The organism is Sphingobium vermicomposti (genome assembly GCF_011762025.1).
In the GTDB taxonomy this organism is placed as follows: Bacteria; Pseudomonadota; Alphaproteobacteria; order Sphingomonadales; family Sphingomonadaceae; genus Sphingobium; species Sphingobium vermicomposti.
In genome coordinates, this window is sequence record NZ_JAASQR010000001.1 from 499220 (window position 1) to 514321 (window position 15102).

Genomic DNA, 15102 nt, shown 5'->3' on the forward strand with positions numbered 1-15102 from the left:
TGCTCCTCGCCTGCTGAACTGTCGTCGCGCGAACGCCAGCCTTAGACCAACTGGTATGACCTGTTTATCAGCTTTTGTCGATACGTTTTGCGTCGGCCTTCGATCTCATTCGAATCCAGGAAAACATCCGGTTCGCATTGCCGTCCCACATCATGGGATGATCGATTGTGGATCGACGGCCTTGGGCTAAGAATCGGGCCAAGCTGAGGAGAGGATCATGCCTGACATCTTGCCGCTCGATCGCCGCACGGCACTGACGTTGGGGGCCGGCGCGCTGCTGTCCGGTATCGAGCCCGCCTTTGCCCGCGAAATCGGACAAAGCGGCGCGCCGGACTGGGCGAGCGAACCCATGCGTTGGTTCCAGCTTGCCTTTACCGAAGATGATCCGGGCCGTTACGATCCGGTCGTCTGGATCGACTATTTCCAGCAGATTCACGCCGATGGGGTCTGCCTGAGTGCAGGGGGAGGTATCGCCTTCTACCCGACGGCCATTCCCTATCACGGCATGGCGCAGGGCATCGGCAAGGGCGTGGACCCATTTGGCGACATGGTCGCGGCGTGCAAGAAGCTGGGCATGCGCGTCCTCGCCCGCATTGATCCGCATGCAATGAATGCAGCCGCAGCCGCCGCCCATCCCGAATGGGCGCTGACCGGCCCGGACGGCAAGATCAAACGGCATGGCAGCGCGCCCGATCTGACACTCACCTGCGCCTATGGACCCTATAATTTCGAGCTGATGCCCAAGGTGATCGAGGAAATCGCCCGGCGCTATCCGGTGGACGGCTTCTTCGGCAATCGCTGGAACGGCAGCGGCACCTGCTATTGCCAAAGCTGCCGGACGCTCTACCGCGCCGCGTCAGGGCAGGAGGTCCCGGTCGATCCCGACCCTTCCAAACCAGAAGGTCGGCGATATGCGGCCTGGGTTGAAGAACGGCTCTTCACCCTCATGGACCTTTGGAACGCAGCCATGCGCAAGCACCGGCCCCAGGCCTTCTTCATCCCCGGCGGTGACCGCCGAGGATTGGTCGATCTAAACGGCCCTGCCCTGTCAAAGCGACTTCCGCTCGCCTTTTGCGATCGCCAGGCACGCTCAGCCGTCGATTCGCCCTGGGCCACGGGCCCTGAGGTCTGGGGCGCGGGCCGCTACACCCGCGAACTGCGCGCCTTCATGAAGGACAAGCCGGTCGGCCACATCATCTCCGTGGGGGTGGAAGAAGCCTATCGCTGGAAGGATTCGGTGCAGAGCCCAGCCGAAATCTGCATCTGGGCGGCAGGCGCGATAGCCCAGGGCGCGCGTCCGTGGATCACCAAGTTCAATGCCAAGCCGCTTGACCGCCGCTGGATGGAAGTCGTCCGGCAAATCTACAGCTGGCACCACGCCAACGAAGCCTATCTGCGCAATAGCGGCAATCTGTCGCGGGTCGCGATCGTTCATTCGCCCAGGACGACTGCCTATCTGGGCGGCTGGAATCGGCGCGGGCAGTTGGAGGGTCATTTGCGCGGCTTTTACCAGGCTGCGCTTGAATCGCGCGTGCCCTTCGACCTGATCGACGAGGATTTTCTAGACGAAGCCAGCCTGTCGCGCTTCCGTACCATCATTCTCGCCAATGCGGCCGTGCTGTCGGACGCGCAATGCGACCAGATTCGCGCCTTCGTGCAGCGCGGCGGCAACCTCATCGCCACGCACCAGACCTCTCTCTACGATGGTGACGGACGGCTGCGGGTGGACTTTGGACTGGCAGACCTGTTCGGCTGCTCCGTCACCAGAAAGGCTGAGGGACCACTCAAGAACGCTTATCTCACCCTGCGCCATGCGCATCCCGCCATGGCCGGCCTGAGCGACATCAGCCGTACCATCGGCCCGCTCTTCCGCCAGCCTGTCACCGCCCACGACCAGAGCGACGTCGCATTGACGTTGGTGCCTAGCTATCCCGACCTGCCGATGGAGCGCGTCTTCACTGACAAGGCGGAAACCAATCTGCCGATGGCGATCTGCCGTCAAGTCGGCCGTGGGCGCGTCGCCTATCTGCCCATGGACATCGATCGCACTTTTGCAGAGCTTGGTCATGGCGACCATCTGACATTGCTGCGCGCAATGCTCGATTGGACCCACCAGGAAGCGCATCCACTACAGATTGAAGGGCCGGGCCTGCTGGACATCGCCTGCTGGTGCCAGCCAAAATCGATGACCTCGCATCTGGTCAATCTTAACAACCCCATGACGATGCGGGGTAGCTATCGCGAGGCGATCAGGACCGGCCCTTACCGGGTCCGCATGAAACTACCACAGGACAAACGCGCTGCGCAGGCCCGGCTCCTCACCGCAGGGATGGCTGTGCCACACGGCGCGGCGGACGGCTGGGTCGAAGTCGATGTGCCTTACATAGACTTCCACGAAGTTGTCGCGATTGATTTTGCCTAGGGCTGAGCCTTCCTGCGAACTCATGTTCCGTTCGCCCTGAGCTTGTCGAAGGGCTCTACTTCCTGAAAGAAAAAGGAGGAGGCTTCGACAAGCTCAGCCCGAGCGGAGTTGAGATGGTCCCATGTAACTCAGGTCGCTTTCAACCAAAAAAAGGAACAAGCCGCCATGATCGACCGCCGCGACATGCTAGCCCTGAGCGCGCTGGGGGCTGTTGCCCTGGGCACAGCCTCAAACGCTGATGCTGCTCCAGTGACGCCGGATCAGGCCAGCCTTTCCCTGCACGGGCGGAAACTGCACATCCTCGACCTCACGCACAGGCTGACGCGGGCCTTCGCCTTCACCCCTGGCCGCCTGACGATGGAAGCGGTGGAAGGATCGGGAGCGAAGGCAGGCATGGCGCTCAACCGCATCTCGATCGTCGAACATACCGGCACGCATCTCGACGCCCCCCGCCATTTCGCGCCTGATGGAGCATCGGCCGGCGACATACCCGTCAGCCAGTTGATCGTTCCGCTCGTCGTGATCGACATTAGGAACAAGGTGAAAGCCGATCGCGACGCTCGGGTAGAACCGCGACATATCGTTGCATGGGAACGCCGCCACGGTCGCATCCCGGCCGGCTCCTGCGTCGTCATGCTGTCGGGCTGGAATCCGCTAAAAGCCTTTTCAAGCTATGGAAGCCTCACCCCCGCCGAACGGCGCAAGAGTCCCGGTTTCGATACCGCCGTCATGGACATTCTGATGAAGCGGGATGTGCGTGGCATCGGCGTCGATACCATGTCGATCGACGCGGGCGAGGCGATGCCCGCCTTCCCCGTTCACCAGGCATGGCTGCGCAGCGGGCGATGGGCGCTGGAGGGGCTCACCAATCTCGACCGGGCGCCTGCTGCGGGTGGGCTGCTATTCGCAGGCGTCGCGCCGCTGGAAAACGCCACCGGCATGCCCGCGCGCGTGATCGCGCTCTTTTGAACAAGCGCTGCGGCACCCGTCCGTGCAGGGACGAGCGCCGCAGCCAGTGGCGTCAAGCGCGCATCAGCGATCCGCCATTGACGTCGTAGATCGCGCCGTTGATCCAGCGTCCATCCTCGGACAACAGCATTGCAACGACGCCCGCATGGTCTTCGGATTCACCCAACCGCGTGTGTGGGGTGCGCGCCATGAAATAGTCCGCCCAGTGCTTGGCTTCCTCGGCGTTCGCTTCCATCGCCTTCTTCATCTCGCCGGTAACGGTGAAGCCGGGCGCCAGCACGTTGGCGGTGATGCCTTCCTTGCCCCAGCGAGCCCCGACGTGGCGCGCTAGCGCGTTTACGCCCGCCTTGGCCATGGCGTAACAGGGTCGCGTCGGCTCGCCGCCATGCGCCGAACCGGAGCTGGTGTAGACGATCGCGCCCTTGCCGCTCTTGGTCAGGTGCGGCACCACGGCGCGAGTGCACAGCAGGTGGCCGCGCAGATTCACCGCGATGGTCCGGTCAAACACAGCCAGGTCGATGGCTAGCGCGTCGCTATCTTCCATGATGACGCGCAGGTCCGCCGCGTTGATATGGGCGCCGTCAAGGCCACCAAAGCAGCTCACCGCTTCTTCGGTCGCCTTCTGCACCGATGCTTCGTCGGAAATATCGACATGGACGGCGAAAGTCTCGCCCCCCGCTTCCTGCGCCACTTGCGTCGCGCCATCAATGTTGATGTCGGCCGCGCAAACGCGCGCGCCTTCTGCGGCCAGTCGCTTGACCGTGGCAGCGCCAATGCCGGTCGCGCTGCCGAACACGATGATACGGCGGCCTTTGAGACGATTATTGGTCAAGAGCATCCTCCAGAAAAGCCGTTGATGTTAGAAGTATTTTAAGATGAGTAAACACTCACAAAATGATTAGCAGCTCGTTCGAGCGCCGTCACCATCGCGCTGTGATCCTTTTCCGCATCGCCGTGGGCAACGCAGCTGCTCAAGAGTTGTTGAGCGTTGGCCGTCGCGGGTAGGGAAACTCCCAGCGAACGCGCACCAGAAAGGGCCAGATTCAGGTCCTTCTGGTGGAGCCGGATGCGAAAGCCGGGGTCGAAGGTACGCTCGATCATCCGCTGGCCATGCACCTCCAGCACGCGCGATGCCGCAAAGCCGCCCATCAACGCCTCCCGAACCCGCGCCGGGTCCGCACCCGCCTTCGAAGCGAAGACCAGCGCCTCGGAAACGGCTTCGATATTCAGCGCGACGATGATCTGGTTGGCGACCTTGGTCACCTGTCCCGCGCCAGCGTCACCCACCAGCGTGACATTCTTGCCCATCAGTTCCAGCAGCGGTCGAACCGTGTCGAACACATCTGCCTTGCCACCGCACATTATGGTAAGCGCCGCGTTTTTGGCCCCCACCTCACCGCCGGAAACCGGTGCATCGACATAGGCGCAGTCTAGCGTCTCGATCCGCTCCGCAAAGTCGCGCGTCGCAATCGGGTCGATGGAGCTCATGTCGATGACGATCGTGCCGCGCTTCAACCGCTGCGCCGCGCCGTCCGCACCGAACAGCACGCGTTCGACGTCCGGCGTATCGGGCAGCATCAGGAACAGGCATTCGGCCTCTGCCGCCACATCCCCAGGGGTAGCGCAGGCAACCGCACCGCCTTTGCGCAGTTCGTCGGGCATCGGTGTACGGTTGGCGCAGCTATAGATAGCATGGCCCGCCGCCTGCAGGTGCCCGGCCATGGGACGGCCCATGACGCCAAGGCCGATAAAACCGATCTTCATATCATCCCCTCCCGGAGTTCAGATAATCGCGCGCCCACCCAAGACCAGCCTTCGTGTCGCCCGCAGGCCGGTATTCGCATCCGATCCATCCAGCATAGCCCAGCGCGTCGATATGACTGAGCAACCAGGGATAATTGATCTCGCCAGTACCGGGTTCGGCGCGGCCCGGATTGTCGGCCAACTGCATATGGCCGATGCGGGGAAGCAACCGCTCGATCATGCGGGCAAGGTCCCCTTCCATGATCTGCATATGATAGATGTCATATTGCAGGCGGACATTGGCGCGGCCCGCCCCGTCAATCACTGACAATGCTTCCGCAGTGGTCCCATAAAAATAGCCCGGAATATCAACGCGTGTGTTGATCGGCTCGATCAATATCTCGACATTATCGGCCGCCGCCAGATCGGCTGCGTAAGCGATATTGTCCAAGAGCACTGCCCGGCATTCCGTACTCGCAGACGCTTTCCCCGCCATCAGGTGCAGACGCGGGCATCCTAGCGCATTGGCATAGTCCAGCCCTTTGGCTACACCCGCGCGGAACTCCTCCACGCGACCGGGCAGCGCCGCGATGCCACGCTCTCCGCCAGCCCAATCTCCAGCGGGCAGGTTGAACAGCGCGATCTCCAACCCGCATCGCCGCCCCCGTTCAGCTACCTCTCCCGCGCCATGGTCATAGGGAAACATGAACTCGACGCCGGAAAAGCCAGCCTCCGCCGCCGCATCGAAGCGGTCGAGGAAAGGCAGGTCCTGGAACATCATCGACAGATTGGCGGCCAGCTTGATCAAGTCTCTTCCTCTCTTTTCAATTTCGCAGTCAGACAGCGAGGCCCAGCACCAGATCCATGACATTAGTGCCCGTGGGCCCGGTGCGGAACAGGTCGCCCGTTGCCTCAAACAAGCGGTAACTGTCATTGCGCGCCAGCATCTCCGCCGGGTCGAGCCCCGCCGTCCGCGCCCGTTCGTGAAGCGCGCCATCGGCGAAAGCTCCCGCCGCATCGGTCGGCCCGTCGGTACCATCGGTGCCAGCGGAGAGCAGTGCGGCATTGCCCTCTCCGGCCAACGCCAAGGCGGCGATCAGGGCATATTCCTGATTGCGTCCGCCAAGCCCATCACCCTTCACCTGAAGCGTAGTTTCCCCCGCCGCGACCAACAGCATCGGGCGGTCCCCCGGCGGCACCCCGCGCAGAGCCGCCGCCATCGCCAACGCCGCGTCATGGGTATTGCCCGCCATAGCCGTGTCGACCTCCCGCACGGCCAGCCCTTCCCGCGCGGCAATGCCCTGCACCGCCTCCACCAGCGTGGCGCTGTCCGCCAGCATGAGCACCTCCCTCCGCCCTGCCGCTTGCGGAGCAGGATGCACGTCCTTGGCGAGCGCACGCCGGATCGACGCGGGCACACATTGTTCCAGCCCATGTCGCGTGAGAATGGCGAGTGTGTCCTCCTGCCCTTCCCCGGCCGGAATCGTCGGCCCGGACCCGATCATGCCGATATCGCCGCTAGGTATGTCGGATATCATCAGGGTCAGCACCGATGCAGGACCGATCTGGTCCAGCAGCCCGCCGCCCTTCACCCGCGACAGGCGCTTGCGCACGGCGTTGATCTCTTCGATCGACGCGCCGGACCGCAGCAGCATGCCGGTTACCGCCGCCTTCTCCTCCAGCGTCACGCCATCAACCGGAGCAACCATCAACGCGGACGCGCCGCCGGTCAGCAGCACGATCACGCTGTCACGTTCAGTCAGCGCTTCGACCGTGCGCAGCATTTCGGCAGTCGCCTGAACCCCCTGAGAGTCGGGTATGGGATGGCCAGCCTGAAGCTGCCGGATGCGCGTCAGTCGCTCATCATGGCCATGCTTGACGATGATGCAGCCATCGGAAATCCGGTTCCCCAACAGCGTTTCCAGCCCCTTCGCGAGCGACCCCACGGCCTTGCCCGCGCCGATCACGACGACGCGGCCAGCGGGAGCGAGCGGCCAATCGATGGCTTCCCCCCGATGGCGGATAGACCAGTGGTCGCCATGCGGCACACCCAGCGATGCGACCAGCCGTTCCCCGCGCACCGACTCCAGTGCCTCCAGATAGATGCGTTTCAGCAGAGCGCGAGCGGCGGCGGCCGTCTGCATGGCAGGCGTCACCTCAGGGAACCAGCAGAGTGAAGGGATAGACATAAGCTTGCAGCATCACGAACAGGCCAATCATCGACCCCAGCACCAGACTATGCACGAAGACATGGCGCAATATGCGGCCTTCCTGACCGAACCACTGCGTCGCGGTGGAGGCGACAACGATGCTCTGTGCGTCGATCATCTTGCCCATGACTCCGCCCGCGCTGTTTGCGCCCGCCATCAACACAGGCGACAGGTTCAACTGTTCGGCGGTGATCTTCTGCAATCCGCCGAACAGGACATTGGAGGCCGTATCCGATCCGGTGACGGCAACGCCCAGCCACCCCAGCATGGTGCCGAAGAAAGGATAGAGCACCCCGGTCGCCGCGAAAGCGAGGCCCATGGACGCGTCAATGCCGCCGAAACGGGTGAGGTAACCAAGCCCCAACATCGCCGCGATGGTGAGCAGCGATGGCAGCACCAGCTTCCACGTGCGCAGATAGACGAGACCGACCGTGCGCAAAGGGACCCGCAACAGCAGCGCGGAGGCAAGGGCCGCCACCAATATCGCCGTGCCCGTCGCCGACAGCAGGTTGAGATTGTAGACCGCCTTTTCAAACTCCGGCGCCGTGACGACAGGAGGAAGGCGCTGGATCGCCCCGTCCAATCCCGCAAAGGGCAGTCGCAGCGCGAAGATGGCGTCCAGCCCCTGCTTCATGAAGGGAAGGCCCCACAGGAAGACGCACGCCGTCAGGATGATCCACGGCATCCAGGCGCGCCGGACGGCAGCGGGATCGTGCAAGGGCTTTGCATGGGCGGCGTCCGCGGTCGCCGCCGCGTCCCGCTCGTCACCGGGCACAAGCCTCGCTTCGTTGACATGCATGATGCGCGCGGGCTGCCATATCCGCAGGAAAGCGATGAGCGCCGTGATCGACGCAAGCGCCGCGCCAATGGAGGTGAGCCATGGGCCATGAAGGTTGGAGATGAGGAGCTGCACCAGCGCGAAGCTGACACCGGCGACCAGCACTGCTGGCAGCACCTCCATCGTCCGCCGCCATCCGCAATAGGCGACCAGCAGCCAAAAGGGCACGATGATGGCGAACGGCGTCATCTGCCGCCCCACCATCGCCGACAGTTCGAGCAGCGGCAGGCCGGTCACCCCCGAAAGCGTGACGAGCGGCGTGCCAAGCGCGCCGAAGGCGACGGGTGCGGTATTGGCGATCAGCGACAGGCCGGACGCCTGCAACCGCGTAAAGCCAAGACCGATCAGCATCGCGCCTGTGACTGCAACCGGCGTCCCGAACCCTGCCGCTCCTTCAAAGAAGGCACCGAAGCAGAAGGCGATCAGCAGCAGCTGTAACCGGCTGTCCGCGGTGATCGATGTTATCGCGCCGCGCAGGATGTGGAACTGTCCGGTCGTTTCCGTCAGCTGGTAAAGAAAGATGATGTTGAGCACGATCCAGCCGATCGGCAGTAGCCCGTAGGCCGCCCCGAAACCAGCTGCGCGCACCGCCAGGCCCGGAGGCATGCCGAACGCTAGCACAGCGACCGCCAGGCCCGCACCCAGGCCCATCAGCGCGGCGATATGTGCCCGCACATGGAAAAGGCCGATCGCCCCCAGCAGCACTAGGACGGGGACGGCTGCGACCAGAGCCGAGAGCAAACCATTGCCGAAAGGGTCGTAATTTTGTGCCCAAATCATGGCGCCATCCCTGCCCTTTCCTGTCAGCGGCCCAATTTTAAGATCACGTGGCACACCACCCATGCCTGCTGTTCGCCGTTCGACCGTCGCTACGGAGGATAGTAGGCGAGAGATACCCGCCTTTCCGCGATGCGGAACAGACACTGCGGCGGGCGGCGTGCCGTTCCATATCGCGGAACGGCGTCGGCGGCATCATTGCCCATCCAAACGCGCCGGTGCAGATTGAACGTCCCAATCTAGAAATTCGGGAGTATGAGGAGGATGGACTTGAAAGCGAACGGCGGGATCACGCGCCGCGACCTCGTGCGCGCCCTGCCAGCAACGGCTATGATCGGCGCAATTCCCAGCCCGGCCTGGTCCGCCACCCTCAACAGCGGCGGCTTTGACCGGCGCGAATGGTGGAAGCATGAATATCGCATCCTCCAAACCAACCTGCGCGAAATCGACGCGCAGGAAGATCCCCGGACGATCGCACGCGAAACGCGCGCTTTTGGGGCGAATGTCATCGTGTCGAATATTGGCGGGATCGTCGCCTTCTACCCCACCCAATTGTCACTCCACTATCGCAACCCTTTCCTGAAGAATGATTTCGCGGGCGAGATGGTCGCCGCCGCCCATGCCGAGGGCCTGGCCTACATCGGCCGCTTTGATCTCTCCAAGGCGATGAGGCCCGCCTATGACGCACATCCCGAATGGTTCATGCGCAATCGCGACGGCAGTCCGCGCGAATATGCCGGGACCTACCAGGCCTGCCCCAATGGCGGCTGGGCGCAGGATTACAGCCTTCAGATACTGAAGGAAGGCGTCGAGCGCCACGACATTGACGGCTTGTTCTTCAACATGACCGGCTTCGTCCGCACCGACTATTCCGACGTCGATCATGGCATCTGCGTCTGCGACAATTGCAGGCGGCGTTTCTGGGAACTCTACAAGCTGGACCTGCCCAAGACCGAAGACGGCACCGACCCCAATTGGGATGCTTATCAACAATTCCAGACGCGCATCATGACCGAGCTTTCGGCAAAAGCGCGCAACGTCATTGAGGCAGCTCGCCCGCATGTGCCGTTGATGGATTTTTTCGGCGGTGTCGTTGCCCGCGGAGAGGTGCAGCGCCGGGTCTCACGCAAGGCGCCCGAATGGCCCCATGCCATGGGCGAGCAGACACGGGCGCTGATGGCGCTTGCCCCAGGCAAAGCGTTTTCCGCAACCTCCGCTGCGCATATCGACTATCCTTGGCGGCAAGTGACGGAAAGCACCGAAAATCATATGCTGCGCTTTGCCCAGGCGCTTGGCACCGGCGCAAAGCTCGACCTCTATCTCATGGGGACGCTTGCAGATCAGGACGATCCGCGCTTCCTGCCGCCCATCTCGCGCCTCTACCATTGGCATGCCGCCAATGAGCAGCATTATGCCGGGCTGACACCAGCGGCCCGCGTCGCAATTTACAACACCGGATCGATTTTCCAGTCGCCCGGCGCGGGACTGGCGAGATATAGCGGCAATGCACAGCGGGGTGCCTATCAGGCGTTGGTCGATGCGCGCCTTCCCTTCTGGATGACAAACGGCATGCAAGTCCGTCAGGCAACGCGCGACAGGGTTTACGACGTCATCATAATGCCCCACATCATGACTCTGGATGATGGCGATGCGGAGGCGCTTGACGCCTTTGTCGAGGCCGGAGGCCTGCTCATCGCAACCGGCTATACCGGCGCACAGGGGCAAGGCGGCAAGCCCCGATCCGGCCCGGCGATGAAGTCCAGCCCGGTGGCCAACTTCGGTCAGCCGCGCGATGGTCATGGCTGGTCGCTCGACATGAGCAAGGCCGCCATTCCCATGGGACCCGGCCGCATGCCGATCGACGCGGACTTCTTCCCAGTCACGCCTCGCAGCGGTGCGGCGAGCCTGATCCCTTTCGCGCCCGACCAGCGTTTCGGCCCCCCCGAATTTTCCTATGCGCGGCCGGGTGAAGCGGCGCGCGCCGACGCTGGCGCGCTGGTGATAGCCTATGGCAAGGGGCACCATGTGCACATCCCCTGGCTGCCCGACTATCTCTATTATCGCGACGGTCTGAATGCGCATCGGGTGCTTTTCGAAAGCCTCATCGCCCGTTATGCGCCGCCACCGCCATTGGTGCTGGAAGGGCCGGGACCGATGGAGATGATGGCGATGCGGCAGGCCGATACAGGCAAGATACTGGTGCACGTCATCAACTATTCGGGCCAGCGCAACACCCATTATGGCGACCCGGTCATCGCCCACGGCCTGAAGTTGGGCGTGCGCGGATCAGTGGGCAGCACAGCGCAGATGCTGGTGGCGGGCAAGCCGGTCAGCGGAAAACGGCGGAATGGCGATGGCGACCATCTGTGGTTCGACCTGCCGCCAGTCGACACGTTTGAAGCGGTGCAGCTAACACTCGGCTGATCGCCGCACCGGAGGATGAGGTCTGCACTCCTCCTCCCCCGGCTGCAGAAGCTGCGACTGGCGTCCGCCCGAGCAACCGAAGACGACTATCCTAACCCGGAACAGACGCTGGAGCACATTCGAGCGCCGCCACGTGAAGTCCGCTGGCAGGTTGCAGCCAACGCTAGGGACGAGCCACGGCTTCGCTCAGAGCGAACGGGTTTTAACTATTCACAATTGAAACGCATGACGCTCTAACCGTCTATAAGGATCGCGCGGAAGTCATTGACATTGGTCCGCGTCGGCCCGGTAAATACCAAGTCACCGAGCGCATTGAAGAAGCTAAAGCTGTTATTTTCCCGCAACATTCCACTTGCCGACATGCCCGCGGCGCGGGCGCGCGCGAGCGTGCTTTCATCGACGATCGCTCCTGCATGGCCGCCCACACCGTCGATCCCATCTGTGTCGCACGCAAGTGCCGATATGCCCGGTGCCGCATCAAGCGACATGGCAAGGCTCAACATATATTCGCTGTTTCGACCGCCACTGCCGGACGGATTACCGACCAGCACCGTGGTTTCGCCGCCTGACAAAAGCGCCCAGCGTCCACCTTTGCCCTGATGATGCAGGGCGAGCGCTGCATGGACGATGCCGAGTTCCGTCGCATCACCCTCCAAATCATCGCCTAGATAGACCGGCTTGTATCCCGCAGCCGCCGCTGCTTCTCCAGCGGCTTCCAGCGCCATGCGGTTGCGGGCGACGATGCGCGTATCTGCCCGCGCAAGTTCGGGGGCCCCCGGGCGCGGCGTTGCGTGCCGGTCATCGTTCAGCACCGCCAACACATTGTCAGGAACGGTGATGCGATAGCGTTCGATCACCCGGCGGGCGTCGGCCAAAGTCGTACGATCAGCAACAGTAGGGCCCGAAGCAATCAGTGCCGGGTCGTCCCCTGGCACATCGGAAAAGGCCAATGTGACGACCTCCGCAGGATGCGCCAGCGCGGCGAGGCGTCCGCCCTTGACCTGCGACAAGTGCGTCCGCACGCAATTGATTTGCGAAATGGTCGCGCCGCAAAACAATAGCTCGCGCGTCAAACGGCGCTTGTCGTCCAACGACACACCCTCGACCGGCAGCGCCAGCAGAGCAGATCCCCCGCCGGAAATCAAAGCCAGCAGTTGATCCCTGTCGCCAAGGTCACACACCGCTTCCCGGATCGTCTGCGCAGCGCTCAGGCCGTGTTGATCGGGCAAGGGGTGCCCCGCCTCGATCAACAACGCGTCGGCGGAAAAAGTCCCGTGCGGCAGGCCATGGCCATAGGGAGTAAGGATGATCGCCTGCGTGCCCGGCGGCGAATGGCGCAACGCGACCTCCGCCATCGCCGCGCCCGCTTTGCCCACTGCCAGAACCAGCCGACGTCCTTCTGGCGGCGGCGGTAGATGCGAGGGTAAGCACCGCGCTGCCGATACCGCTGACAGGGCAACATCGAACATCTCTCGCGCCAGCGCGATCCGCGCCTCTTTCAGCCCCTCGCTGTCTTTCAACGCATGCTCCTTGCCCACCACTCACATGGGCTTACAAAGCGGCAATGGAAGCTGCAATTTCCAACTTACGGAACATCGACAATTCCGCCTGTCGGAACACGATAGATGGCAAAACCCTATTTGCCGGGCTTGCCCCAGTTGCCGACGAATAGGCCTCCACCCTGTCACCGTTGGCATAGCCCTTCGCCATGCTCCAACTGCTCGCCACCGTCGCGGCGGGCATGACCGAAGCGGTGACGTCAGTGAACCGGTCTCGATGGCTAGCGCGTCTTCGTCTCGTCGCGGAACTTGCCGCGTCCTCGTTGATCAGCAGCCGTGCTGCGGGTTTTTATCCCGCTTTTTGTTGTATTGGTGAGGTTCAGGAATAGGGTGCTTCCAGCGGAATGAGGAACGGGCGCATAACTTCCTTCCTGTGCCTACTTCTTTTCCGCTTTTACATAGATCGGCGTCAGCGCCATCTGTATGTCTACTGTTTCAATAATGCCTGCCGCTTTCTGAGAGGTCCCGGGATCAACAAATTCGATCTTTAGTCGGGTGCTATGCCCTGCAACTGTTGTTGGCCCCACCTCGACCCCATACATTGTCATCGTCGAAGTCTGGACGAAGTCATTATTGCTGACGATCCTGAAGGCGGTCTTACCTTGGGATGCAGCAAGATCAGCGGCTCTCAAGAGTGCCATTTCGCCAATCGCGAAAGGATGGGATTTGTTACCGAAAAATCCAACATCCGCAGTCTTTCCGTCTTTGGCGACTTTGACTGAAAACCCGTTTGCACGAAGAAATTTAACAGCGGTCTGGTAGGGGTTGGCGAGCATTACATCTTCATGGTCAGGCACCTCATCCAAGAGCTTGGCCGGGTCGAACTGCGAAACATATTGCTCATTGCTGTCGAGTTGGAACTGCTCTTCCACCTGCGCCAAGAGCGATTTCAGATTGGGATGGCTTTCAGGGGGCAGCTTACTGATAACAGTCCAAAAGAGCGCCAGGGTTGTTTGGCTGAATGGCATCCTGGTCATCGTTTCCAGCTTTTGCGCTGCGCCTTCGGCGTCGCCTTTGCCGACGAACGCGGCCGCCTCAATCAGGCCTGTCCACTTATCAAGTTCGGCAATCTGTTCGCTCGGCTGCGTCGCGATATTGAAGTCCCGCTCGAACCGCGTGGCTTCGTGAGGCGTGTTGATGCCTTCCCGCGCCTTCGTCAGCCACATTTCAGCAAGGTCTGGCCGTCCCGCGACCTGCGCGGCTATTACCGCTTGCGCGGTCCGAGCGATATTTACACCCTTAATCGGAATGCCCGGAGCACCGGTCACCCGAACATTCGGAACATTGACAAAGGTTTGGCCGATCTCTCCCGGAGCGGGGGTCGCGTTCTGCCAATCAACCAACGCCTCCTGCCAATCCCCAGCACGAGCAAGGCTGACTGCACGCTTCTCAACGTAAGTGGGGTCCAGCCTCACCAGATTGTTCCAGCGTGACCCTTCGCCTGATGCAATTTTTGTTCGCAGAGAGGATAAGCCGAACGCGAATTCGGCCACTCGGAGGCTCCAGGGCCGAGCCTGCATGGCCAAAAATGCCTCGCTGGCGGCCTCATCTCGTCGCCCGGCCTCCAGACGTCCAATCGCTCGAAGCATATTCAAGGAAACACCAAAGCTGCGAGAATATGGCAGGTCGGGCCGCTCGATGGCGGCAATCGCCTCAAGGTCGGCCAGAGCTTCTTTATGCTGCTTGGCGGTCAGGTAAAATTTTGCCCTTGATCGCAACAGGGCAGCGCTCCGCTCCCATCCTGCTTCCGGCCCCAGAGCGTCAAGTGCCGCCGTGCACCGCTCTACACCCTCCGCGGGCTTGGCCTTGGAAGTAAGATATCGGGCGGCAGTCGGCCCCACCATGAACTTCGTGGTGCCGGAAACCGGATTATCGCCGCAACCAGTCCAGACGCTTAGTTGTGCTTCTGGCTCCTTCGCTTGTGACGTCACCGACAGCATTAAAATAGCCGCCGCTACGGCGGCGCTGCCCCGATATTGGATCATCAATATTTTCCCCCATTCTATTGCTCATAGATTTGAGGGTTCGATGGGTGTCAAGCCAGAACATGAACAATGTGAGGGGGATACGCTCCCCGGAAGCCTGGTCTATTATTGTGAATGCTAATCGCAGCGCCGTTTTCGCAATTTGTCAAAGAATGCGTGAAGAGTTCGTTGACGA

At 62.1% G+C, this 15102-nt stretch carries 11 protein-coding genes; 3 read left to right on the forward strand and 8 right to left on the reverse strand.

All coding sequences use genetic code 11. The features are described from left to right. The first annotated feature begins 217 nt into the window (after nt 1–217). Together FHS54_RS02485 and FHS54_RS02490 are read left to right on the forward strand one after the other, a co-directional pair. Nucleotides 218–2422, forward strand: coding sequence for an alpha-amylase family protein (locus FHS54_RS02485; protein ID WP_167302201.1), 2205 nt, complete (start codon nt 218–220; stop codon nt 2420–2422). A 165-nt stretch (nt 2423–2587) separates the two neighbouring features. Further along, on the forward strand, nt 2588–3391 hold the full coding sequence (locus FHS54_RS02490) for a cyclase family protein (RefSeq protein WP_167302202.1): 804 nt from the start codon (nt 2588–2590) through the stop codon (nt 3389–3391). Between the two features lie 52 nt (nt 3392–3443). Here the strand turns inward: FHS54_RS02490 and FHS54_RS02495 are convergent, their stop codons facing one another. From FHS54_RS02495 to FHS54_RS02515, 5 genes are read right to left on the reverse strand one after another with little or no spacing between them, the layout of a single operon-like run. Next, a complete protein-coding gene (locus FHS54_RS02495; protein WP_243855578.1) occupies nt 3444–4223 on the reverse strand; it encodes an SDR family NAD(P)-dependent oxidoreductase in 780 nt (259 codons plus the stop codon). Between the two features lie 38 nt (nt 4224–4261). Beyond that, a complete protein-coding gene (locus tag FHS54_RS02500) occupies nt 4262–5155 on the reverse strand; it encodes a 2-hydroxy-3-oxopropionate reductase (protein WP_167302204.1) in 894 nt (297 codons plus the stop codon). A 1-nt stretch (nt 5156) separates the two neighbouring features. Further along, nucleotides 5157–5942, reverse strand: coding sequence for a 2-oxo-tetronate isomerase (gene otnI, locus FHS54_RS02505; RefSeq protein ID WP_167302205.1), 786 nt, complete (start codon nt 5940–5942; stop codon nt 5157–5159). A gap of 28 nt (nt 5943–5970) precedes the next feature. Then, on the reverse strand, nt 5971–7278 hold the full coding sequence (locus tag FHS54_RS02510) for a glycerate kinase type-2 family protein (RefSeq protein ID WP_167302206.1): 1308 nt from the start codon (nt 7276–7278) through the stop codon (nt 5971–5973). 13 nt (nt 7279–7291) lie between these two features. After that, nucleotides 7292–8962, reverse strand: coding sequence for an L-lactate permease (locus FHS54_RS02515; RefSeq protein WP_208404721.1), 1671 nt, complete (start codon nt 8960–8962; stop codon nt 7292–7294). 267 nt (nt 8963–9229) lie between these two features. On the opposite strand from FHS54_RS02515, the gene FHS54_RS02520 reads away from it, so the two are divergent. Then, nucleotides 9230–11383, forward strand: a complete 2154-nt coding sequence (locus FHS54_RS02520; RefSeq protein ID WP_167302207.1) for an alpha-amylase family protein — start codon at nt 9230–9232, stop codon at nt 11381–11383. A gap of 233 nt (nt 11384–11616) precedes the next feature. Here the strand turns inward: FHS54_RS02520 and FHS54_RS02525 are convergent, their stop codons facing one another. From FHS54_RS02525 to FHS54_RS02535, 3 genes are all read right to left on the reverse strand, one after another. Next, on the reverse strand, nt 11617–12903 hold the full coding sequence (locus FHS54_RS02525) for a glycerate kinase type-2 family protein (protein WP_208404722.1): 1287 nt from the start codon (nt 12901–12903) through the stop codon (nt 11617–11619). A gap of 31 nt (nt 12904–12934) precedes the next feature. Further along, on the reverse strand, nt 12935–13093 hold the full coding sequence (locus tag FHS54_RS02530) for a hypothetical protein (RefSeq protein WP_167302208.1): 159 nt from the start codon (nt 13091–13093) through the stop codon (nt 12935–12937). 226 nt (nt 13094–13319) lie between these two features. Further along, a complete protein-coding gene (locus FHS54_RS02535; RefSeq protein ID WP_167302209.1) occupies nt 13320–14930 on the reverse strand; it encodes a tetratricopeptide repeat protein in 1611 nt (536 codons plus the stop codon). Nucleotides 14931–15102 lie beyond the last annotated feature (172 nt).

Bases quoted from the DNA above. Each gene is read 5' to 3' on its own strand.
- FHS54_RS02485 (WP_167302201.1), top strand. From the start codon at position 218: ATGCCTGACATCTTGCCGCTCGATCGCCGCACGGCACTGACGTTGGGG.
- FHS54_RS02490 (WP_167302202.1), top strand. From the start codon at position 2,588: ATGATCGACCGCCGCGACATGCTAGCCCTGAGCGCGCTGGGGGCTGTT.
- FHS54_RS02500 (WP_167302204.1), bottom strand. From the start codon at position 5,155: ATGAAGATCGGTTTTATCGGCCTTGGCGTCATGGGCCGTCCCATGGCC.
- FHS54_RS02510 (WP_167302206.1), bottom strand. From the start codon at position 7,278: ATGCAGACGGCCGCCGCCGCTCGCGCTCTGCTGAAACGCATCTATCTG.
- FHS54_RS02515 (WP_208404721.1), bottom strand. From the start codon at position 8,962: ATGATTTGGGCACAAAATTACGACCCTTTCGGCAATGGTTTGCTCTCG.
- FHS54_RS02530 (WP_167302208.1), bottom strand. From the start codon at position 13,093: ATGGCGAAGGGCTATGCCAACGGTGACAGGGTGGAGGCCTATTCGTCG.